18 protein-coding genes are annotated in these 21,262 nt (G+C 62.4%); 4 read left to right on the top strand and 14 right to left on the bottom strand.

All coding sequences use genetic code 11. The features are described 5' to 3' along the window. Positions 1–107: 107 nt before the first annotated feature. The gene (locus VGD45_RS10175) at positions 108–461 is read right to left on the bottom strand and encodes an energy transducer TonB (RefSeq protein ID WP_331155179.1); all 354 of its coding nucleotides are present in this window, start codon (positions 459–461) and stop codon (positions 108–110) included. Between the two features lie 166 nt (positions 462–627). Between VGD45_RS10175 and VGD45_RS10170 the strand changes: the two genes are divergently transcribed. Then, positions 628–1,245, top strand: coding sequence for a TetR/AcrR family transcriptional regulator (locus tag VGD45_RS10170; RefSeq protein ID WP_331155178.1), 618 nt, complete (start codon positions 628–630; stop codon positions 1,243–1,245). An 84-nt stretch (positions 1,246–1,329) separates the two neighbouring features. On the opposite strand, the gene VGD45_RS10165 is transcribed toward VGD45_RS10170, so the two are convergent. The 3 genes from VGD45_RS10165 to VGD45_RS10155 all read right to left on the bottom strand — a co-directional run bounded on the left by VGD45_RS10165 (position 1,330) and on the right by VGD45_RS10155 (position 6,765). Next, complete coding sequence (locus tag VGD45_RS10165; protein ID WP_331155177.1) at positions 1,330–3,246, bottom strand: ATP-binding cassette domain-containing protein; 1,917 nt, start codon at positions 3,244–3,246, stop codon at positions 1,330–1,332. A gap of 36 nt (positions 3,247–3,282) precedes the next feature. Further along, positions 3,283–4,017, bottom strand: a complete 735-nt coding sequence (locus VGD45_RS10160) for an NYN domain-containing protein (protein WP_331155176.1) — start codon at positions 4,015–4,017, stop codon at positions 3,283–3,285. Between the two features lie 303 nt (positions 4,018–4,320). Next, positions 4,321–6,765, bottom strand: a complete 2,445-nt coding sequence (locus VGD45_RS10155) for a putative bifunctional diguanylate cyclase/phosphodiesterase (protein WP_331155175.1) — start codon at positions 6,763–6,765, stop codon at positions 4,321–4,323. Positions 6,766–6,964: 199 nt separating this feature from the next. Here VGD45_RS10155 and VGD45_RS10150 point away from each other — a divergent pair, with 199 nt between their 5' ends. After that, a complete protein-coding gene (locus tag VGD45_RS10150) occupies positions 6,965–7,642 on the top strand; it encodes a M15 family metallopeptidase (protein WP_331155174.1) in 678 nt (225 codons plus the stop codon). Here VGD45_RS10150 and VGD45_RS10145 read toward each other — a convergent pair. From VGD45_RS10145 to VGD45_RS10115, 7 genes are all read right to left on the bottom strand, one after another. Beyond that, a complete protein-coding gene (locus tag VGD45_RS10145) occupies positions 7,639–8,460 on the bottom strand; it encodes an SDR family NAD(P)-dependent oxidoreductase (RefSeq protein ID WP_331155173.1) in 822 nt (273 codons plus the stop codon). The genes VGD45_RS10150 and VGD45_RS10145 overlap by 4 nt on opposite strands. A gap of 51 nt (positions 8,461–8,511) precedes the next feature. Continuing rightward, a complete protein-coding gene (locus VGD45_RS10140; RefSeq protein ID WP_331155172.1) occupies positions 8,512–9,774 on the bottom strand; it encodes an MgtC/SapB family protein in 1,263 nt (420 codons plus the stop codon). A 28-nt stretch (positions 9,775–9,802) separates the two neighbouring features. After that, a complete protein-coding gene (locus VGD45_RS10135) occupies positions 9,803–10,801 on the bottom strand; it encodes a hypothetical protein (protein WP_331155171.1) in 999 nt (332 codons plus the stop codon). A gap of 289 nt (positions 10,802–11,090) precedes the next feature. Next, positions 11,091–11,486 (bottom strand): hypothetical protein, encoded by a 396-nt coding sequence (locus VGD45_RS10130; protein WP_331155170.1) that lies wholly within the window; start codon positions 11,484–11,486, stop codon positions 11,091–11,093. Between the two features lie 184 nt (positions 11,487–11,670). Then, positions 11,671–12,294, bottom strand: a complete 624-nt coding sequence (locus tag VGD45_RS10125) for an HAD family phosphatase (protein WP_331155169.1) — start codon at positions 12,292–12,294, stop codon at positions 11,671–11,673. Continuing rightward, the gene (locus tag VGD45_RS10120; protein WP_331155168.1) at positions 12,291–13,703 is read right to left on the bottom strand and encodes a pitrilysin family protein; all 1,413 of its coding nucleotides are present in this window, start codon (positions 13,701–13,703) and stop codon (positions 12,291–12,293) included. Before VGD45_RS10120 ends, VGD45_RS10125 begins: the two co-directional genes overlap by 4 nt. Then, positions 13,700–15,067 carry a pitrilysin family protein gene (locus VGD45_RS10115; RefSeq protein ID WP_331155167.1) on the bottom strand — a complete coding sequence of 456 codons (1,368 nt, stop codon included), beginning with the start codon at positions 15,065–15,067 and terminating at the stop codon, positions 13,700–13,702. Before VGD45_RS10115 ends, VGD45_RS10120 begins: the two co-directional genes overlap by 4 nt. 320 nt (positions 15,068–15,387) lie before the next feature. On the opposite strand from VGD45_RS10115, the gene VGD45_RS10110 reads away from it, so the two are divergent. Further along, positions 15,388–15,912, top strand: coding sequence for a polymer-forming cytoskeletal protein (locus tag VGD45_RS10110; protein ID WP_331155166.1), 525 nt, complete (start codon positions 15,388–15,390; stop codon positions 15,910–15,912). 6 nt (positions 15,913–15,918) lie between these two features. Here VGD45_RS10110 and VGD45_RS10105 read toward each other — a convergent pair whose 3' ends face one another. Next, positions 15,919–17,955: a PQQ-dependent sugar dehydrogenase gene (locus tag VGD45_RS10105; RefSeq protein ID WP_331155165.1), complete on the bottom strand. Its 2,037-nt coding sequence runs from the start codon at positions 17,953–17,955 to the stop codon at positions 15,919–15,921. 413 nt (positions 17,956–18,368) lie between these two features. On the opposite strand from VGD45_RS10105, the gene VGD45_RS10100 reads away from it, so the two are divergent. Beyond that, a complete protein-coding gene (locus VGD45_RS10100; protein WP_331155164.1) occupies positions 18,369–19,136 on the top strand; it encodes a glycerophosphodiester phosphodiesterase family protein in 768 nt (255 codons plus the stop codon). Positions 19,137–19,138: 2 nt separating this feature from the next. Here the strand turns inward: VGD45_RS10100 and VGD45_RS10095 are convergent, their stop codons facing one another. After that, positions 19,139–20,188, bottom strand: a complete 1,050-nt coding sequence (locus VGD45_RS10095; RefSeq protein WP_331155163.1) for a YheT family hydrolase — start codon at positions 20,186–20,188, stop codon at positions 19,139–19,141. After that, positions 20,185–21,243, bottom strand: coding sequence for a saccharopine dehydrogenase family protein (locus VGD45_RS10090; RefSeq protein ID WP_331155162.1), 1,059 nt, complete (start codon positions 21,241–21,243; stop codon positions 20,185–20,187). The genes VGD45_RS10095 and VGD45_RS10090 overlap by 4 nt, the downstream gene beginning before the upstream one ends. Between the last annotated feature and the right edge of the window lie 19 nt (positions 21,244–21,262).

The following is a 21,262-nucleotide window of genomic DNA, read 5'->3' as shown; positions in this document are numbered from 1 at the left end:
AGCAGCCGTCCATGGAGCCTCAGCCAGCCGGGACATCCGTGTACCGTCGTTCGCGCGGTTCGAGGCGACGTTAAGTCGCCTTGAATAGGCATCCGCGCTCACCCGAGTTACTGGTACTCCTCGTTGCGATACTCGACCGCGACCTGATGAGTCGCGGGGAAGGCGTGGTCGCAATGAGAGACATCGAATTGCCACTTCTCCAGCACGCTGCGCTTGGCGGCGAGGTCGAGCAGCAGGTGTCCGCTGGAGCGGTCCACTTCCGCGCCGGTGGCGTGGCCCTTGGCGTCCAGGGTCACGTTGAGAAATACCGTTCCCTTCTGCCCCCGCAGCTGCGAGCGCATGGGAAAATCAGTGTCGCTTTGGACCACTTTCATGCCGCAAGCGGCGGACAGGGCGGTGGAAGCAGGAATCGCGGTGGTCGCGGCCAGAAGGGCCAGGCCAGTGGTGAGCAGAGTGTTCATTGCCGTCTCCGGATAAGGAGTAGGTCGATTCCGACAGGCGAAACGGCGCATAGAGAGCTTCGATTGCACTGGCCGGGTGCCCGAGGCTAAATAGCGACGATACAGACCTGTCTGTTCGTATGCTACGTACAGGTCTGTAGCGCTGTCAACTGACGAAAGGGGGCGTATGAGTCCAACCAGCAAAACACGCGCGGCCAGCGAAGGATCGGCCGCGCCCACGGAAAGCGTCCGGGATCGAATTCTGAACACCGCCAGGGACTTGTTTTACAAAGAGGGCGTCCGTGCGGTGGGCGTCGACACGGTCGTCGCCGAGTCGGGCGTGGCCAAGACCAGTCTCTATCGCTGGTTCCCGTCCAAGGATGCGCTGATCGTGGCCGTCCTGGAGCAGGAGCAGAAGGACCGTTGGGCGGGATGGGACAAGACCGCTGCGCAAAGCGACGCGGAGCCGCGCGCTCGCCTGCGTGCTCACCTCACCGGCATTGCTCGCTACGTGAGCAGCTCACATTTTCGGGGCTGTCCGTTCATGAATGTCACTGCCGCGTTCTCCGACCCCGAGCATCCCGCGCGCCTGGTTGCCAACGAAGTGATGTACGAACTGCGCCGCCGTCTGCGTGGGCTGGTCGATAACATCGAAGGCGTGAAGAATCCGGAAGAGCTCACGGAGCAGTTGCTGCTGCTCGTGGATGGCGCGTTTTCGTCGGCCCAATGCCTGGGCAAGAACGGTCCGCAGCAGTTTTTGGTTGCCGCCGCGGACGCGCTGGTCGACGCTCAACTCGAGAAGTGAGGTTCACACCGGAACAGCTCGACCAGCCAGGCCGCGATTGGGCCGTATACAAACGGGTTTCGCTGTGCGGACTAAAGGAGACCCTCAACCGCCCACGGACATTTCGGCATCGAGTTTTTCGCTGGCGGCGAGCCACTCGGTTTCGATGTTGGAGATGTCGCGTTTGAGTTGGGTTTGCTTCTGGAGCAGGTCCTGCAGCTTTTGTTTGGAGGCGGGGCTGTAAATGTCGGGCTCGGCGAGCGCGGTTTCGACGGTGCTGCGTTCCTGCTCCAGCTTGGCGAGTTGTTTCTCCAGGCGGGCGATGTCCGCCTTGAGGGGGCTCAGGCGATTGCGACGCTCGGCTTCTTCGCGCTTGCGTTGTTTCTTTTGTTCGGCGCTGAGGGCAGTGGGGGCGGATTCTTCCGCGGAGGTTTCAGCTTCTTCACGTTTAGTGAACCACTGAGCGTAATCGTCCAGGTCGCCATCGAAGGGCTGAGCGCGACCCTGGTCGACGAGGATCAGCTCGTCGGCGACCGCGCGTAGCAGGTGACGATCGTGTGAAACGAGCACGACAGCTGCTTCGTAGTCTTGCAGAGCCATTGCGAGCGCCTGGCGCATTTCGAGGTCGAGGTGGTTGGTCGGCTCGTCGAGCAGCAACAGATTGGGCCGCAGGTAGCTGGTCAACGCCAACACCAAACGCGCCTTCTCACCGCCAGAAAACGGACCGACGGGCTCGAACACCCGGTCGCCGCTGAATCCGAAACTGCCGAGAAAGCCGCGCAGCTCCTGTTCCGTCGCTTTAGCCGCGGCCTCGCCGCCTAGCCGTTTCAAATGACCGAGCGGCGAATCGTCGACGGACAGTTGTTCGAGCTGATGCTGCGCGAAATAGCCGATTTTCAGATCGCGCGCTTCGGTGCGCTTGCCGTCGAACGCGGCGAGCTCGCCGGCGAGCAGTTTCATCATCGTCGATTTACCCGCGCCATTGCGGCCGAGCAACGCGATCCGGCTGCCGGGCGCGATGGTCATGCTGATGTTTTCGAGCACGACGCGCTCGCCATAACCCACCGATTGTTTCTCGAGGGCCAGCAGTGGACGCGGCAGCTTTTGCGGCGCCAGGAATGTGAACTCGAACTGCGAGTCGACGTGCGCCGGCGCGATGCGCTCCATGCGCTCCAGCGCCTTGACGCGGCTCTGGGCCTGCTTGGCCTTGCTGGCCTTGGCCTTGAAGCGCTCGATGAAGCTCATCATGTGCTTGATCTCGCGCTGCTGACGTTCGTACATCGATTGCTGTTGGGCCAGCTGCGCGGCGCGCTGGTCTTCGAAGGCGGAATAGTTGCCGCTATAAAGCTTGGCCGCACCGTTCTCGATGTGCACGATGCGACCGACGGTGCGATCCAGGAACTCGCGATCGTGCGCGATCATCAGCAGCGTGCCCTGGTAATTGCGCAGCCATTGTTCCAGCCAGATCACGGCGTCGAGATCCAGGTGGTTGGTCGGCTCGTCCAGCAGCAGCAGATCGGAACGGCACATCAGCGCCTGTGCGACGTTGAGTCGCACCCTCCAGCCGCCGGAGAATGCGCTGACGGGTCTCGTCTCCTCCGCCGCCGAGAATCCCAAACCGTGCATCAATTTGCCGGCACGGCTGCGTGCGTCATATCCGCCTAACGCCGCGTATCGCGCATGTAGCTCGCCGAGCTTCGCGCCGGCATTGCTCTGTTCAGCCTTCTCGATCGCCGCTTCCGTGGCTCGCAGTTCCTCATCGCCATCCATCACGAAGTCGATCGCCGGCCGCTCCGTCGCCTCCAGTTCCTGCGCCACATGCGCTACTACGAGTTGCGATGGATATTCCACACTGCCGGCATCAGGCTGCAATTCGCCTAGCACCAGCGCCAGCAAGCTCGATTTACCGCAGCCATTGGCGCCCACGATGCCCACCTTCTCCCCGCGATAAACGGTGAAGGACGCATCCGAAATCAACAGGCGTGTACCGCGCCGGAGGGCGAGGGAGGAGAAGGAAAGCATGGACGAATCGAGGGTGAACCGTGCTGGGGCGGCATCCTAGCAGATCGCACCCGGCGCCCTCCGCCTTTGTCGAGACCGAACTGACTTGGATATTTCATGTCGGTCGCTGCCTTCTCGCTTGAACCAGACCGATCTCAAGCCATCGATATGCTCGCGCAGGCTGTTGGGGATGTGATTCCAGAGTGGGTCCAGGACTACATCCAGTCCCTCCCGTCGGGCGAGCTTTGCAGCCGGAACGAAATCGGAGTCGCCTGTCATCAGCACGATTCTGTCGACCAGCTTTTTATATGCGAGCGAGGCGATGTCGATGCCGAGCTTGATGTCCACGCCCTTTTGCGAGACGTCGTAACACAGATCATCAGAGGTGAGATCATGGATGGTCATTTCTTTCCTGAGCAGCCGCTTCAACGGTTCAGGGCGAAGTGTCCACTCCGAATCGTTCGCCAACTCGCCCAAGCGCAACGCCACCTTGCGCATGCATACCAACTCGCCATGCAACTCGTTTCGAAACTTGAATAGCGGTGTACGCGAGAAGTCGATCGCTTTGCCGGTGACCGGATGATGGACCTTCTTGCCGAGTGGCTTGCAGTCGTACACGAAGATTCGATAGAGCACCTCGCCGTGCTCTCTGTCGACGTGACGCACGGCTGTTTCGAACAGCGCCGCTGCGACTCGCTTCGCGCTGTGGGCGGGGCTTGCCTGGCGTTCGATGAGTGATCGATAGCGGGGCAGGAAAAAGCCAAGATCGACCAGGATGGCGACCTTGTTCATCGGGCCGCCCAAAAAGAGAAACCCTTGGGCTCGACGGTTCCTGTGGAAAGGAGCCGTTTACTGCCAAGGGCGCTATGGGCTGCGAATCTAGCGCAAGCTACTGCCTGAAACAACCTCCATTGCATGTTGGCTTTGCACGTCCTGTGTTTGGATTCGCCCGATACAAATATCAGTAGCGCGACGCATCATGCAAATCTCGACGACGGCGTGTTCCGTGGGGAACCCCGCGGTCTGCGCGCGGAACGTACGCAGAGGATGGCACCCAGTTATCGCGCGCAAAAAGCAGTCAGACGGCTACGGGTCTCACGACGCGAACAGCTCGCTGACCTTGGCGCGGCCGCTTTCCTGGGAGGTGACGAGGGAGAGGAATTCGTCGGCGGACATGGCGTCGCCGAACAGGCGGCCCTGGCCGTAGTGGCAGCCGCGGTTGCGCAGGAAGTTGAATTGTTCTTCGGTCTCGACGCCTTCGGCGACCACTTCGACTTCGAGGGCTTTGCCCATGTCGATGATGGTGCGGACGATGGTGGCGTCGTCGGTGTTGATGGCGGCGTCGCGCACGAAGGACTGGTCGATCTTCAGCGTGCCGATCGGGAACTGTTGCAAGGCCGACAGGGACGAGTAGCCGGTGCCGAAGTCGTCGATGGACAGGTGCAGGCCCATGGCATACAGCTCGTCGAGCAATTTGATGGTGCGTTTCGGGTCAACCATCAATGTGGTCTCGGTGATCTCCAGCTCGAAGCAAGTCGGCGAGACTTCGTGCCGACGGAACACCGATTTGCAGCGAGCGATGAAGCTCGCCTGGCGCAGCTGTTTCAGCGAAAGGTTGATGGACACGCGCCCCGGGTTCTTGATCTTTTCCTGCCAGCGCCGGTAGTCGGCGCAGACGCGATTCAGCACCCACTCGCCGATGCCCAGGATCATGTTTGTTTCTTCGGCCAGCGGAATGAACTGCGACGGTGAAATGTCGCCATGGCCCGGCAGCCGCCAGCGCAACAGCGCCTCGGCGCCGACGATGTGGCCGTTACGAAGGTCGACCTTCGGCTGATACAGCATCATCAGCTCGTCGCGCTCCAGCGCGCGACGCAGCTTGCTCTTCAGCATCAGGCGTTCGACCGCGGCGCCGTTCATGTCCGGCGAATAGAACGCGAAGCTGTTACCGCCGTTCTGTTTCGAGTGATACATCGCTGCGTCGGCGTTGCGGATCAGGTCGATGACGTTCTCCGCGTCCTTCGGGCAGAACGCGATGCCGACGCTGGCCGTCAGGAACACTTCCTGCTGATCCACGTAATAAGCTTTGCAAACTTCCGCCAGCACCATGCGAGCGAGACTCGCCGCTTGCGTGCGCTCGTCCTCGGAATCCGCGAAGCCTTCGATGAACAGACCGAATTCGTCGCCCGCCAGACGGCCGACCACGGCTTCGCGCGGCAGGATGCGAATCAAACGTTCGCTGAGCACTTCGAGCGTGCGGTCGCCGGCGGCGTGACCGAACGTGTCGTTGATCTCTTTGAACCGGTCCATGTCCAGATACAGCATCACGATGCCACGGTCGTTCCGCCGCGCGCGTGCGATCGCCTGCTGCAGCATGTGCTGGAACTGCATGCGGTTCGGCACTTTGGTCAGCGCGTCGTAGCGCGCCAGATAGCGGATGCGCCGCTCGGCCCGCTTGCGATCGGTGATATTGCGAACGACGAAGATCGTTCCCTGGAACTGCGGATCGTCACCGGCGATCGGCGCGCCCGAGAGCGACACCGGGATCGTCTGCCCACTGTGCGTGGCGATGACGGTCTCGCGCGTCTCGACACCCGCGGCTTCCAGCGAAAAGTTTTCGCGCTCGTTCTCCGCGATCAAGTTCATGAATGGCTGGCCGGCGATTTCTTCTTCGTTGTAACCGAACAGGCGCACCGCCGCGTCGTTGATCTTGCGCACCATGCCGTCCGGCGAGGTCACCAGCACGGCGTCGTTCATGCTGTTGAGGACGATGGTGAGATAGTTCTTGGTGATGGTGGTCTGGCGCAGGTTCTGCCGCATGCGGTCCAGCGCCATTTCCAGCTCGGCGATCTCGTCGTTGCTGGTGACCTTGTGAGGCCGCGTGTAGTCGCCTTCACCGATGCGCTCGGCGGAGCGGATCAGCTCGACGATGGGACGCTCCAGACGCTGCGCCAGCATCCACGCCACCAGCGTCAACAAACCGGTGATCAGCACGCCCACGCCGGCGACGATCCAGATGCGCCGCTCGAAATCGCGCTGCTGAACGCGTTCGAGCTGTGTCCGGAGCGCGTGCGCCGTATCGGCCAGTCCCGGCCGGCCGACGACGATTTCCAAGGTGCCGAGCGACTCGACCCCGCCAAGGGTGCGACGGATGGTGCGTTTGTCCTGGGCGGTGAGCTGCTGCGTCCACTGGTCCTGCCGAATGGTCTCGTACACAACAGAGCCATCCGGCGCTACGACGCGCGCCGAAATCGAATAGGGATTGTTCAACAGGGACGCGACCACCTTTTCGAGGGTGCGCTGGTCCTGTTCCTTCAAGGCGGTTTCCAGGGCTTGCGCGCCCGCCGCGGCCATGTCGCTGGCCAGCAGGTCGAGCCGTTGCGCTTCGGCGGTGAGCAGCGAGCGCTCGCCCTGCTTCACCAGCACCTCGCTGGATTTGCGATAGTCGAGGTATTCCAGCAGGAACAGGGTCGCCGCAATGCTGATGCCCGCCGCGATGGCGACGGAGAGCAATCTGATTTTGAGGCCCCGGGATCTCAACCCATACTCCGCGCTTGCCGGTCGCGTGGTGCGAAAACGCTGCTAACGGCATGATACTCGGGTTTTTCGTGCCGGTAACACAGTGCAGTTTACTTGTCGGTTTTTTTGACATACCAAACGATTAGAATGTCAAAAACGGCGGCGTTTGCCGTGTTTTTCCAGCCCTTTTGAGTATTGTTTTTCTAGGACGCAGATCGTAATGAACGAGCTCGAGCTCACCGGACAGGCGCGCACTCATGTGGTGGAGTTGAGTGATCCGCTTTGCATGCTTCACTACGAAGCAGTGGCTTCTTTCCTGGCGATGAGGGACGCCGCGCGCGCCGCCGGCATCGATCTCACGCCGCGCTCCAGCTTCCGTGATTTCCAGGCCCAGCTCGGGATCTGGAACCGCAAATGGATCGGCGAGCGGCCCATCTACGATCGCGACGGCGTGCTGCTGGATCGCAAACAGCTGTCCGATTCGGCCGCGGTGGACGCCATTCTGTGCTGGTCCGCGATTCCCGGCGGCAGCCGCCATCACTGGGGCAGCGATGTCGATGTGATCGACGCGGCGGCCGTGCCACCGGGCTACACCGTCGAGTTGTTGCCCAGTGAGTACGCGGCGGAAGGAATATTCGGTCGTCTGTCGCAGTGGCTCGATGCGAATATGCGACGTTTCGGGTTCTATCGGCCGTACCGGACCGATCGCGGCGGCGTGAGCCCCGAGCCGTGGCATCTGAGTTACGCGCCCATCTCGCAGCCGGCGCTCGAGTCGCTGAGCCTGTCGACGCTGCGGCGGGTGCTGGAGGGCAGCAACATCGAAGGCAAGCCGCACGTGCTGGCGCGCTTGCCCGAAATCTACACGCGCTTTTTGCTGTCGGTGGACACGCCCGCTTAATGCTGGGCGAACTGACGGAGTCGATCGAGAAAACGCACCGGCATCCAGCGCTTCATGCGCCATAGCGTGCGGGCCGCCTTCGGCAACACGATATACGTGCGCCCGTCGGCGGCCTCTGTCAGCAAATCGTGGGCGGCGGCCTCCGCCGAATACTCCGAGCGTTGCATGATGGTGTGCGCGAACGCGCGTGCTTGCTCGGGGCCGCGCAATGTTTCCAACAAGGAAGAACGGAAGAAGGTCGGCATCGCCACCGAAACCTGCGTGCCGACCGGCCGCAGCTCGTTCACCAGAGTTTCGCTGATCGAGAGCACCGCGGCTTTGGTGGCGTTGTAAGAGACCATGCCCGGCGCGGACGCGAAGGCTGCGGCGCTCGCGACGTTGATCAACAAGCCGCTGCCATTGCGTTGCAGATGAGGAATGGCCGCGCGGCAGCCGTGCACCACGCCCATCATGTTGATGTCGACGATCCAGCGCCAGTCTTCCAGGGACACTTCCATCATCGAGCCGGCGCCGGCGACGCCGGCGTTGTTGATCATCACATCCATGCCGTCGTGAGTGGCCGCGAACGAATTGACCGCGACGGTCAGCTCGTCCGCCTGTGTGACATCGCCCGGATAAGCGACCAGCTTCACGCCCGCATCCGCGAACGTGGCTTCGACGCTGGTGAGTCGCTCGAGATTGCGATCGAACAGCCCGAGCGTCCAAGCGTCGGCCGCCAGTGCTTTCGCCAGCTCCAGGCCCAGCCCGCTGCTGGCGCCGGTGATGAAAGCGCGCTTATGTGGAAACCGGGCGTTCAGCCGGGCAAACCGTTCGCTCATCGTGCGTGTCTAACCCCTCGCTGGAGTAAAGCGACGCGGAGTATGAAGCTCTTAAACAAAGAAAGCGCGAACCGACCACGCAGCCCATGCAGCGGCCGCCATCAGCAGCAGGCCGGGCGTCAGCTCGTAGGCGTAGCGTCGATTGCCTAGCGAAAAGGCGACGACCGTCTTGCTCACGGTGTTGGTGCTGAATCCCACCAGCACCGCCAGCGCCGCGAACTCCGCCTGAGTGCGACCGCTGGCCGCCAGCGATGCTGACGAAATCGCCGCCGCGTGGGCATCGGTAAAACCTGCGACGCCGGCGGCGAGCAGCAGCCCTCGATCTCCTAGCCACTGAGTCAGCAGCGCCGAGATCAACAATGTGAGTCCGACCACGAGCACGAAAACGATGGCCGTCTTGGGCTCGAAAGGTCGCCCCTTAGGTGCATCCTCCGCGGCCGACAGCTCGCGAAAACTACGAAGGGCGAACACACCGGCGTAGACGATCGCGGCCAAGCCGGAGGCGAGCAGCGAAGGGATCAGCATCGTCAACGTCGGCGTGCTCACCAGCCCCACGACGATGGCGAGCTGAATCACTGTCGCAACCGAAGACGCGGCCGCCCCGGCCACGGCGCCTTTATGTAACTCGGGCTGGGTCTTGGTCCGCGCGCCCATGGCGCCGATGGTGGCGGTGCTCGATACGAAGCCGGAGAGCAAGCCCGCCACTGCCAAGCCGGTTTTAGCGCCGAGCGCGCGTAATGCGACGTAACCCAGCGCGTTGATCGCCATGACGAGCACCGCAAGCATCCACAGCTTGCGCGGCTGCACGACGCCCCATGGGTCGATGGGTTCGGTGGGTGCGAGCGGCAGAATCACGAGCGCGGCGGCCGCGAGCAGCAGACCATCGCGCATCTCTTCGTCGGTCAGAACGTTCTTGACCCAGTTGTGGGCAGGACTGCGAAAGGCGAGCAGGATGGTGACGATGACGGCCAGCGCGGCGGCGAGCCGAGGGTCGCGTATCGCCAGTCCGCCCAACAGGCACGTGACCACCATCGCAATCTCGGTTGTGAGACCGGGGTCGGTGTCACGAGTGCGCATGTAGCCGACCGCGATCAACAGCCCGACGATGGCGCAGGTCGCGATGAATACATAGACGCCGCCGATCCATAGACCAAGCGCGCCTGCGAGGGAGATCAGAGTGAAGGTGCGAAGACCGGCGACCGCGCGTTGCGGTCCGTCGCCTTTACTGCGCTCACGCTCGATGCCGATGAGAAAACCGACGGCGAGCGCGACGCCGAGATTGATCCATCCACTATCTGCGGGAGTGACAGTCATCCCGCCATGTTAGCGGGCGGCAGTACGGTTAGCCGCTCTTCCAGACTTGCTTGAGGTGGCCGATCACCAGCGAGCGGATGTTCTGCACCGGATTGCGCTCCCAGGTGAAGCAGGGCGGATCGCGCCGGAGCATGGGCCAGCGGCCGGTGCGCAGCACCTCACTGAGATAACTCAGGTTGGCTTCGATGGCTTCCATGTATGGGTTGCGGCCGTTGAACAGCGATTCGAGATAGCTGTACGCGCTCGCGAACTCGCCATCCAGGCGGGAGCGGCGCACGTCCTCGATGAAGCCCGGCGTCTGCCGCAGCACATCCAGGCCGGAGCTGTACTTCACCGAAGTCTTGCCGGTCGCATCGCTCGGCATGGCGATGCCGCCGAGCACGAACTCCGGATAGAGCCGGTCGCGGCACTTCTCCAGGTAGCAGCGATCCGACATCTGCGCGATCAGGTCGCCCGTGCCGATCAGGTGGCCGAGCTTGCGGTCGCGCGGATCGTCGAGACGGATCTGATCGAACTGCACTTCGTAACCGGTGAAGTGCACGATCTTGGTCGCCACCGGCACCCATTCGGCCATGCCGATGGTGGGCAGGTAGCGCCCGATGAACTGCGCGCTGCGGCTCACGTGACTGAGCGTGAACTCGGCGCCGTTGCGATGAGTCTGGTCGTCGGTCTGACGTATGTAACCGGCGTCGTGAAACAGGGCGGTGACCACGCCGAGAATGGCGCGCTCGGGACCCAGGCGCTCGTCGGCCACGTGCGTGCGATCGTAACTAACGATCAGCCGCGCCACCGCCAATGTTCCGTCGAGCGAGTGTTGCAGATCGTGATAAACGGTGTCGCAGCCGTAGTAGCCGGGAAACTGACCGTTGAACAGCCGCTCGAAGTCACGGAAGGCGGTATCGACGCGATCCAGGGGGTAGTGCGGCCAGCTCTGTCGATACAAATCGACCACGGCGCGCCGGACCGCGTCAGGTGAGCTCACCTGCACGGTGTTGGTGACATCGAAATCGCTGCGCCGATACTGCATTTCTAGCGGGAAACTCGTTGCGAGAAAGTGCAAACGATGCCGGGAGTCTATTCGGCTTTCGGCGTTTGTCCATGTCGGAAAAATTGTCAGCGTTTGGCGTCATCCGCCGCACAAACTGCGTTTCCCAGCGGATTTGCACGAAGTTTTTGTTGCCGGCCGGCGCGCCAGCGGCGCTGTCTGGCGCGACCAACTTTTATCTATGTGACAAGCTTCACACTGTTGGACCGCTGAACATTCAGCCTGACCCCGTCTATGCGCAAATGGTCGCGGATGGGGCGCAAACCCGGCCTCAGTCCCGGCCCGGCTTATCGGCCACCCGATCCAGCGCCGGATAGCTGGTATGCCAGAAACGTTCGTAATAAATCGGCGCAATGGCGGCGAAGCCCGCCTCGTAAGCGAGGGTGACCTTGGCGCCGTCGAGCAGCTGAATTTCGGCAACGTCGATCTGTAGACGGCCTTCCTGCTGGAAGTCGCCCCAGGTGCATTTGCGGATCTTGAGCGGCGAGAACTCGAAGCGCGAGCCGCGGTAGATGCCGAACACCCGCGAGGATGTCATCACGTACCAGCGTTGCCCGTCGATGAAACAACTGACCACACACAGCTCGCCCGGCTCCAGCTGGATGATCCGCGCCAGCGCATCGTGCAACACCTCGAGCTGCGTGTAGCGCCAGAGGGACTGCTTCATTGCATGCCTGCGGATCGTCTGCAGTAGTGCGGCGTGAATCGAAGAATGCGGCCATTCGCTCATCGGGCGTTGTTTCCGTCGCTCACTTCCGTGTTTGCTGATGGGTTGGGGGAGATCGATCATATCCCCGCTCCGGGTGGCTGTATATAGAAACAGTCCCGACAGCGGGCCCGCGGGCTGCCGATTATCTCAGCAGCGGCTCCAGCGCCGCGCGCAATTGCGGCAGGTTCTGGAAATGAATGCCGTGCATGCCCGCGGATATCGCGCCTTGTATGAATTCGTAGTAGTCGTCGATGAATACTGCTTGCTGCGCGGGCACTCTGCAATGTTCCAGTAAACGCGTGAACACTTCCGTGTCCGGCTTGCGTGCGCCGAACTCGTAGCTGGCGTGCAGGTTCTTGATAAACACTCCGCAGACTTCAGGAACCAGCTCGGGGAGCGCTTCATGTAACAACGCGCCGTTGTTGGTCAGCAGGGCGAGCGAGACACGCTCGCTGAGTGAGCGTGCATATTCGACCATGTCCGGCCGCAACTGCATTGCAGACCGACGCGCGGCAATCCATTGCGCGCGAGACAGCTGGAATCCAATGCGCTCGTTGAAAGCAGCGAGATAAGCATCGCCCGTGCGATACGCGCCCTGCTCGGCGCCGATCTCGAAGTCCGAGCCCCAGATGGCGGCATGGATGTCCGCGGCGGGTTTGCCCGTGAGCTGCTCTAGGAACTGCAAGCGCCGCTCGGGCACGAAGTCGATCATCACGCCGTCGAAGTCGAACACGACCAGACGGATCTCGGGAGCTGCGCCGCTCATGATTTTGGCTGGAACTCCGGATCCGCCAGTTTCACTTCCGTCAGCGGGCCGTACTTGCGCAGGTCGTCTCGAATCGCGTCCGCCTTGCCGATCACGACCAGCACCGATTGCTGGCTGGGCGGAATCACTTCGCTCACGATGCGCTTGGCGTCCGCGAGAGTCACGGCTCTCAGGGCGTCGCCATAGTTGTCGATGTAGCTTCGATCCAGCCCGTAGAACTCCAGCGTGGCCAGCTGATAAGCCCACTGCGAGGCCGTTTCGAGGCCGAGCGGATACTGGCCGAGGACATAGCTCTTCGCGGATTCGAGTTGCGGATCGGCGATGGCGCCCTCATGCAGCTTATCGAGCGTGGCGAACGCCAGGTCGATGGCTTCGATGGTTTTTTCGGTGCGTGTGAACGAGGCGAATTCCCAGCTGCCACCTTCGGCCATGCGGTCGAAGCGCGAGCTCGCGCCGTAGCTCAAGCCGCTGCGAATCCGCAGCTCGGTGTTGAGCATCGAGGTGAAGCGGCCGCCAAACAAAGTGTTCACGATGTCGAGCGAAGCGCGCCGCGGATCTTTCCTGGCGACACTCACATCTCCAGCCCAGAAGTAGGACTGAACGGCGTCGGGCGCATCGACCAGCAGCACGCGCCGCCCCGTGATGTCGGGCTGCTTCGGCACGCTCGGCATCGGCTGACCCGCTTTGCGCCAGCCCGAGAACGCGCGTGACAACGACGATTTCAGTTGCGAGGTTTTGAAATCGCCGGCGACCGCGATGATCACGCGATCGGCGCCCACATTGTCCTGGTAGTACTTCTGCACGTCCGAATGGGTGATCGCGGCGAGACTGGCTTCGCTGCCGCCCACGGGCCGGCCATACGGATGCGAGCCGAACAGAGTGGCCGCGCCATAGATGGGCGTGAGTGACGAGCGATCCGAATCCTTCGCGGCACGGATGAACTCGATATAACGACCGCGCAAAGCTTCGAACTGCGCTTGTTCCAACCGAGGCCGCTGCAGCACGTCGGCAAGCAACTCGACCATCAGTTTCTGGTCGCGCGCCAGGAACGAACCGGCCACCGAAATGCTTTCGGTGGCAGTGCCGGTTTCGATCGAGCCGCCGACGGAAGCGACCGTTTCCGCGAACGCATTGGCGTCGCGTGAACCCGCGCCTTTTTCCAGCAGCCCGGCGAGCAGGTTGGCCGTGCCCAAGCGATTTTCCGGATCGGTCAGCGCACCACCGCGAATCACGGCATTGAAGGAAATCAGCGGCACGTCGTGCCGCTCCATCAACAGCAACGTTGCGCCGTTGGGGAGTTTCACTGTTTCGAAGTCCGGCGTTTTGACGGCGTTGGCTGCGAATGCCGACGTTACGCTCAGCGAGCAGATACTCGCGGTAACGACGATGAACCGACGTAACGCGTTCATTCCGCACCCCCCGTCTTCGTCTGCAACTCATCGGCTGGCGGCGGCGAGCTCAACACGCCTACGGTGCGATTCGTTTGACGCAGCAACTCGGCGGCCACCTTCTGCAGATCGGCTTGTGTCACGGCTTCATAAGCGCGGGGCGCGTCGAAGAGCTTTTCGTGGCCGCCCTGGAGGACGGCAAACGTGCCGAGCGCCTGGGCTTTGCCGTCGATGGTCGCGAGGCCGCGCCAGAAATCGGCGAGTGCCTGACTGCGCGCACGGGCCAGTTCCTCCTTGGTCACGCCGTCTTTGATCACGCGTTCGATCTGTTGCGTGAACGCGGCTTCGGCCTTGGCCGCGTCGCCGTCCGCCGGCAGCGAAAGGAAGAACCAGATCAGTCCGGGATCGAAGCCGGCGGTGAAATAGCTGTCGGCCGAGATGGTGAGCTTCTGCTCTTCGACCAGCGAACGATGCAGTCTCGATGCATCGCCATCGGTGAGCACGCGCGTCAGCAAATCCAATGCGGGACGGCGTGGATCCGAGCCCGAAATGCCGTGATAGGCGAATTGCACCAGCGGCGTCTGCGCCTCGGCGTTGACGGCGACGCGTCGCTCGCCGAGTTGTTCGGGCTCGACGGTCTTTACCAGTTTCGGCGGCTCGTGCGAGGGAATGGGCTCGAGATATTTTTTCGCCAGCGCGATCACCTGGTCGGGATCGACGTCGCCCACCAGGATCAGCGTGCAGTTGTTGGGCGCGTAGTAGGTCGCGAAAAACGTTTTCAGATCGTCGATGCTCCACGACAGGATGTCGGAGGGCCAGCCGATGGTCGGAATGCCGTAGGGATGAGCGACGAACGCCGTGGCCTGAACTTGTTCCTGCAGCCGGCCCTGATGACTGTCGTCGACGCGCAGGCGGCGCTCGGAATGCACTACGTTGCGCTCGCTTTCCACGACCTTCGGATCGAAGGACAGATTCCGCAGGCGATCGGCTTCTAGCTCGAACACGGTCTCGAGCGCCGAGCGCGGGAACCAGTCCTGGTAGACGGTAACGTCGTCGCTGGTGAACGCGTTGTTGCGCGCACCGTTGGCTTCGAGCACCTGATCGAACTCGCCCGGCGCCCGCTTGCTGGTGCCGTTGAACATCATGTGCTCGAAGAAGTGCGCCAGGCCGGTAATGCCGGGTACTTCGTTGCGGCTGCCGACGCGCACCCAGTTGTAGAGCGCGACATTGGGGATGTCGCGGTCCGGCCAGACGAGGATCTGCATGCCGTTGGCCAGTGTGGTCGCGCGGACTTCCTTCGCGCCGGGCACTTGCGCGAACGTCGCCGGCGCGAGCAACGCCAAGCCCCACAGCATCATTCGAGACAATCGGGATCGAGTGATCATGCGCACTCCTGATTAAGCCAGCATCATAACGAGCCCGGGTCGGGTTCGCTGGCGCGGGGAGTGCGCGAAAAAAACGCCGCCAGCGGGGAAGAACGCGTGGCGGCGCGAATACGAACTCAAGGGCTCGGTATCGAGCTTGCTTGGAGGTTCAGCGCATAAATGCCAGCTCGTTAGTGCAACCGGCGTGCCACTACCTGTAAAAATTTTATGGTGAACTGCCGGCGAGCGATCCGAGCGGGCAGCGTTCACGAAATCAGCGACTTACGAAAGTTCGTATGACATTCCGCTGAAGCGGGTGACACATTTGAGCCTGACACGAAATGTCACCTTCCGACCGCTTCGGTGACTTCCGTCACGGACTGACATCGTCCGAGCACCTCAGTGTGTCGACCCTCAACCTGCAATCCGACCATAATCCGCGCTCGCTTCGCTTGGAGATGTTCATGGCCGATACGCCCCGCCGCCGTCTTGCCGATCGTGTGTCCAGCAGTCCGACCTTCATCGGCTCGGGGTCGCGCTTCACTGGCGATCTGGAATGCGCCAGCGACCTGGTGGTCGGCGGCACGGTGGTCGGCGATGGCGACGTGCAGGGCGCGCTGACCTTGTCCGAGGGCGGTCGTTGGGAAGGCGAGATTCGCGCTGGCAACGCGGTGATCGCCGGTGACGTCGAAGGCTCCGTAACGATTGGCGAGAAACTGGAACTGCGCGCGACGGCACGCATCAAGGGCTCACTCAGAGCGCGCACCATCGCCGTCGCCAAAGGCGCCATCATCGAAGGCGACATGGCCGTGACCAGCGGCAAGCCAGTCGTGCATTTCGAAGAGAAGCGCGGCCCGGCTAAATAACTCCGGTCATTGGCACGCGGACAGGCTGTCGATCCATTGCGAGACCAATGCCACGCCGGCAGTGTCCACGGTGTTGGACGCTAACGGCGGCATCGCCGCCGAGTCGCGTCGGTTCATCCGATTCACCACCAGCGAACTCGCCGAACTGCCCGTCGCGATCAGCCTCGCGTTCGACCCGAGCCCCAGGTCGCCGTTCTGAGGCAAAGCATTGCAGGCATTGGTGCCAATGAGGCTCGTCGTATAGCGCAGGTCCAGATTGGTCGGCGCCAGCCCGCCCGGGCGATGACATTGCGAGCAGTTGGTGTGCAGATAAGCGCGAGCGCGTTCGGCGACCGTGCCGCTGCTCCCTTGCGGATCAGGCAGCGCGGGTTGTGAGGCCGCATCGGTGATGGCTGGCGACAGCAGGCCGATATGATTGAGCGTCGTGAGCTCGTTCGCCGTGCGATTGGTTTGCGGATAAGTGAAGGAACGATTGAGCTGCGCCGTCTCGAGTCCGAGCGCGCGGCCCGCCGCTTCAGTGTGACATTCGAGGCACTGACCTTCGCTCGGGAAAATCCAACTGCGACCGCCGCCCAAGTCGCGCACCGCGCCGCCTTCCAGCAGCGTCGCGTCCGTCTGCGCCGCGTTCCATTCGTAACTGAACCCGCCCCACACGCCGTCCGGATGGCGCATGAACAGTCGAGTTTCGACCAGGCGCGTGCCGATGCGGAAGTTCTTCACCAGCACCGTGCCATTCGGAAACTGCCAGTCGCCGTCGGTCTGCACCGAGATGCCCTGATTGTTGGGCAACGCCATCCAGCGATCCTTGTCCGCGCCATCGGACCAGAAGGGCGCATTGATCGCATACGGAATGAGGCCAGTGGCCGGTTGCTTGGGATCGGCGTTGCTGACACAGCCGGTGTTGCTCAACAGCCGGGGCGCGGTGTCGATGACGCCGGTGCTCTGGAAGTTGATCCGATGCAACGAGCCGGTCTCGTTGTAATGCACGACGTACAGTTCGCCGTCGTTGCCCTGACCGAACGAAGAAATATTCAGATTGGAGTCGAGCAACTGGGTCGGCTGGCGCGGTTGCGAGGCGTTCTCGGCGATCCATGCCCAGATACGGCCCGACTCGAAGTCGGCGAACAAGAACTTGCCGACCAGCGCGGTGTTCTGCGAACCGCGATAAACAAAGCCGCCGGTGATGGAGCCGCCGAGCGTGTGATCGTATTCGGCCACTGGATCGATGAGCGGGGCGGAACTGCAGCCAGGCGTTCCAGCGGTGTTGTAATCATGCGCCCCCTCGCGGCAGCGCCAGCCGTAGTTGCCGCCGATCGTCACCAGATCCACTTCTTCGAACAAGCCCTGGCCGACGTCCGCCACCCACAGATCGCCATTGGCTGGATCGAAGGCATAGCGCCAGGGATTGCGCAGGCCCCAGGCAAAGATTTCCGGACAATTGCCGCTCGCACGGCCGGCGGCAGGACAGCGCTCATTGCCTGCGAACGGATTCGTGGGCGGAATCGCGTACGGCGTGGCGGTGTTCACATCGATTCGCAGCATCTTGCCGAGCATCGTGGTGAGACGCTGACCATTACCGCGATCGCCCCACGGGTCGCCGCCACCGCCGCCATCGCCCATGCCTATATACAAATATCCATCCGGGCCGAAGGCGATGTGGCCGCCGTTGTGATTGTCCTCCGGCTGATTGATGGTCAACAGCACGGTTTCGGTGGCAGGGTTCAGCGTCGCGCCGCCATCGGTGCTGGTGAAGGAGGAGACCCGCGACGTGAGCGGATCGCCGGTCGTGAATGACAGGAAGACGCGATTGTCGGTCGGGTAATTGGGATGGAACGCCATGCCCAGCAAGCCCATCTCGCCGCCGTCGAGGACGCGCGAGGTGATCGCGCTGAGATCGATATAGGTGCTGGCGCTCGACGGATTGGTTCCGGTGAACTGCCTGACGATGCCGTTCTGCTGAACGACGAACCAGCGCGAGTCGTCGTTCGGCGCCTGGAGCAGCTCGAGCGGCAAGGTGAACGTCAGGTTGGTGAATCGACTCAAGGAAATATCGCTGCCTGCATTGGGGCGCGGCCAGGCGTTGCAGGTAGCATTCGACGGCCGGGCGTCCAGGCCGGAATTCGGATTCGGCGGCGGGTTGGTGGGCGGCGGGTTCGTAGGCGGTGGGTCGCCTCCTCCGTTCTGACCCCCGGAACCGCCCCCACCGCCACAAGCCTGCAGCAGCGCCAGCAGCAGTAGCGTCGAGGTAACCCGCGTTATCCGTGGTCCGTTCATGCGGAGTGACTTATATGAATGCGCCACGATCGTCGTGCCTTTCGCAGGCTGCAGCCGTTTGGAGCCCGAACAAGAATGGCACGCTTGATGGGTCAATGAGGATCCGCTGAATGCCGACTCCAACGCGTGCTGTGGTAAACATAGCACCCCCATCGTTCCAGTCACCTGAGCCGCACTCCCGGATGAGCGCCAGCAGACTGTTCTCACCCTTGCCGGACTTGATCGCTCAACGCGGCAATTCGGAGGACTATCCGGAGAATACGTTGCCGGCGCTGCGTTCGGCGCTGGAGCTCGGCGCCCGCCACCTGCAGTTCGACGTTCAGCTCACGGCCGATCGTCGTCCGGTGCTGCTGAACGACGCCAACCTGAAGCGCATGGCGGGGCTGAATCGTAACGCATTGGAAATGACCTGGCGCGAGCTGGTCGAAATCGCGGTCACCGAGCCTGAACGGTTCGGTGACAAATATTCCGACATCGGCGTGCCCATGCTGGCGCAGGCGGCTAGCCTCCTGGGCACACATCCGGCCGTCACGGCCTTTGTCGAAATCAAACGCGCCAGCCTGCGAGTGTTCGGCGCCGAGGTGGTCGTCCGAAAGATCTGTGAGGTGCTGAAACCCGTCGTGCGCCAGTGCGTGCTGGTGTCACGCGATCTCACTGCCGTTCATCAAGTGCGGCAGCTCTCGTCATGTCGAGTCGGCTGGATCCTGTCCGAATATTCCAACCTGTCGGCGCTGAAGAGCGAAGCGCTGGTTCCAGATTACTTACTGTGCGACCACGAACTGCTGACGGAAACCAACGCGCAGTTGTGGCGTGGGCCGTGGCGTTGGGCGATTCACAATGTGACTTCTCGCGAAGCCGCGGCTCAACTCGCCACGCGTGGCGCGCGCCTGGTCGGCACCACGTCGTTTCGCAAAGTGCTGCGCGAGTTCAGAAGCGCTCGCGCCAGCTGAGATCAGGCGGCGGCGCTTTGCGGAAGGTCGGAACGCTGCTTGAACATGATGTTCGCGATCTGCCGGTCCGCCCAGCTGGCGCCGTTGAAGGTATCCATGAAGCCGCAGTGACCGCCCTTGGGAATGCTGGTCACGTGCAGGTTGGGCGAGCGAGCCAGGTTTTGCAGATCGTGCGCCGGGATGATGGGATCGTCCAACGAAATCAGGATGTGGCTCGGCACGGTCAGGTGCGCGAGCGCGTCGCCGGTGATGGCGTAACCGTTCAAGTAAGCATCGAGGTTGGTGAACTCGCTGTACTTGCTCACCAGCATCTCGGTCATGCTGCGAATGGTGGTCTGCGCCAGGATCTCTTTGAAATCGTGCAGCTTGGGAAAGCACTGCTGTTTCCGGCGCAGCGAGCGCTTCCATTTGTTGATGAAATATTGCTGGTAGATGAACCAGCCGGTCTCCAGCACTTCCATGGTGCTGTGAGGCCGGAGCACCGGGCAGACAGCCACGGCGCGCTCCAGCTCGATACCGACTCGCGGCCCCTTGGCGGCGACGCGCAGCGCGAAGTTGCCGCCGAGCGAGAAGCCCGCGACGGTAATCCGCTTGTCAGGCAACGAGCGCTGGATGCTACGAACCGCGCCGATGACTTCGTCGAGGCGGCACGAATGGAAAATGTCCTCGTTCAGATGATGGCTCGGACCATGATCGCGAAAGTTGAGGCGGAAAATGTCGCAGCCGAGGTCGAACAGATGGCTGCCCAGCGACAGCACGTACACCGAGTCGGAGCTGCCCTCCCAGCCGTGTAACAAAATTGCAAGATCGCGCGCTGGCGGCCGGCCCGCAGCTGCCTGACTGGAATAGTGACCGAGCAGCCGCACGCCATCGCCACAATCCACGATCTGAGTATCCGCCACGGCCAGCATCTGTTTCGCGCGGCGTGCGACGAACGGACGGCGCAGGCTCAGGCTGGGCACGATGGATTGAAAATGAGCGTTGGCGAGCCAGCCCGAGGGAGCAAACGTGGCAATGTCAGCGGAATCTAGCGCGGCAGCGGAGTCAATCATGATTCGATACGGATCGTGGACGAGCCTGGCAGGGAGCTGACGAAGTCGGCGCCCACCAGGAAGCTTGGGGTGGTGAAGCCAGGGTTGCAAGCGCGGCCCAGCACCTCACCGAGAATTCCCAGCGCGGAGTGTACGGTCAACGAGTAACCGTTGGCGGTGCGCAGTCTTGCAGTTTTCACTTCCCCCGCGGCGTTCCGTGCCTCGCCCCACACGTAAGTGGGGTTGTTGTCCCGCTGTGTTTTGTCCGGCGGCGTGATGCTCCGCTGAGCGTTGAACTTCACGAGCTCGCGAATCCAGCGTTGCCGCAGCAGCGGGCGGAGCAGATTCGCGCGGCGCATGCTGTCGACGGATTTTTGTGACGACGCCGTGTACACCTCGATACTCCGGATCCCGGTCGTGTAATACGCGGTGCTGACATCGCCCCACGGGATGCTGACGCCGAGTTTCTCGCCTGCGCCGAAGTCGATGCGCCGCGTCCGGGAGCCGAGGCGCTCGGTAACCAGGCGACCATCGATGCGAACACACGAGCCTTTGCCCGCCGATTCGATCGCGGTCTTGGCGGTGCCTTTGCTCAAACCGGCGCGACTGTCGAAGCCCAACGCCAGATGAGTGGCGTCCGGCATCACTTCCTTGAGGCGGGCGGCGACGCAGTCGGTCGGCACGACGTCGAAGCCGACGCCGGGGCACAGCACGATGCCGGAACGCTCTGCCTTGCCATGCACGCTGGCCGCGAGCTCGAACACGTCGATCTCGCCCGTGATATCGAGATAGTGAACGTGCGTCGCGAGGCAACCTTGCATCATCGACGCCGCGGTTTGTGAGAACGGTCCCGCGCAATGCAGGACAGCCGCGACTTGGGTGAGCGTCGATACCAACGCGGTGTGATCGTCGAGATCGAACACCGCGCTGGGACAATTCAACTCGGCGGCGAGCCTGGCGATTTTTTGTTTGGAACGACCGGCGAGCACCGGCCGCATGCCGCGCGCGACCGCCTCACGCGCGATCAGCTCGCCCGTGTATCCGTTGGCACCATAAAGCAACCAGGGCGGGGACATTGAAACCCTCTAAGAGCGA

The organism is Steroidobacter sp., assembly GCF_036402275.1.
GTDB lineage: Bacteria > Pseudomonadota > Gammaproteobacteria > Steroidobacterales > Steroidobacteraceae > Steroidobacter.
The sequence above is the reverse complement of the archived record's forward strand: the minus strand, read 5'-3'. Positions and strand labels throughout refer to the sequence as shown.

Excerpts from the sequence above, each read along its gene's own strand:
- VGD45_RS10135 (WP_331155171.1), bottom strand. The coding sequence starts at position 10,801 with ATGCAGTATCGGCGCAGCGATTTCGATGTCACCAACACCGTGCAGGTG.
- VGD45_RS10140 (WP_331155172.1), bottom strand. The coding sequence starts at position 9,774 with ATGACTGTCACTCCCGCAGATAGTGGATGGATCAATCTCGGCGTCGCG.
- VGD45_RS10130 (WP_331155170.1), bottom strand. The coding sequence starts at position 11,486 with ATGAAGCAGTCCCTCTGGCGCTACACGCAGCTCGAGGTGTTGCACGAT.
- VGD45_RS10100 (WP_331155164.1), top strand. The coding sequence starts at position 18,369 with ATGAGCGCCAGCAGACTGTTCTCACCCTTGCCGGACTTGATCGCTCAA.
- VGD45_RS10110 (WP_331155166.1), top strand. The coding sequence starts at position 15,388 with ATGTCACCTTCCGACCGCTTCGGTGACTTCCGTCACGGACTGACATCG.
- VGD45_RS10160 (WP_331155176.1), bottom strand. The coding sequence starts at position 4,017 with ATGAACAAGGTCGCCATCCTGGTCGATCTTGGCTTTTTCCTGCCCCGC.
- VGD45_RS10090 (WP_331155162.1), bottom strand. The coding sequence starts at position 21,243 with ATGTCCCCGCCCTGGTTGCTTTATGGTGCCAACGGATACACGGGCGAG.
- VGD45_RS10145 (WP_331155173.1), bottom strand. The coding sequence starts at position 8,460 with ATGAGCGAACGGTTTGCCCGGCTGAACGCCCGGTTTCCACATAAGCGC.
- VGD45_RS10120 (WP_331155168.1), bottom strand. The coding sequence starts at position 13,703 with ATGAACGCGTTACGTCGGTTCATCGTCGTTACCGCGAGTATCTGCTCG.
- VGD45_RS10175 (WP_331155179.1), bottom strand. The coding sequence starts at position 461 with ATGAACACTCTGCTCACCACTGGCCTGGCCCTTCTGGCCGCGACCACC.
- VGD45_RS10150 (WP_331155174.1), top strand. The coding sequence starts at position 6,965 with ATGAACGAGCTCGAGCTCACCGGACAGGCGCGCACTCATGTGGTGGAG.
- VGD45_RS10165 (WP_331155177.1), bottom strand. The coding sequence starts at position 3,246 with ATGCTTTCCTTCTCCTCCCTCGCCCTCCGGCGCGGTACACGCCTGTTG.
- VGD45_RS10170 (WP_331155178.1), top strand. The coding sequence starts at position 628 with ATGAGTCCAACCAGCAAAACACGCGCGGCCAGCGAAGGATCGGCCGCG.
- VGD45_RS10095 (WP_331155163.1), bottom strand. The coding sequence starts at position 20,188 with ATGATTGACTCCGCTGCCGCGCTAGATTCCGCTGACATTGCCACGTTT.
- VGD45_RS10115 (WP_331155167.1), bottom strand. The coding sequence starts at position 15,067 with ATGATCACTCGATCCCGATTGTCTCGAATGATGCTGTGGGGCTTGGCG.
- VGD45_RS10125 (WP_331155169.1), bottom strand. The coding sequence starts at position 12,294 with ATGAGCGGCGCAGCTCCCGAGATCCGTCTGGTCGTGTTCGACTTCGAC.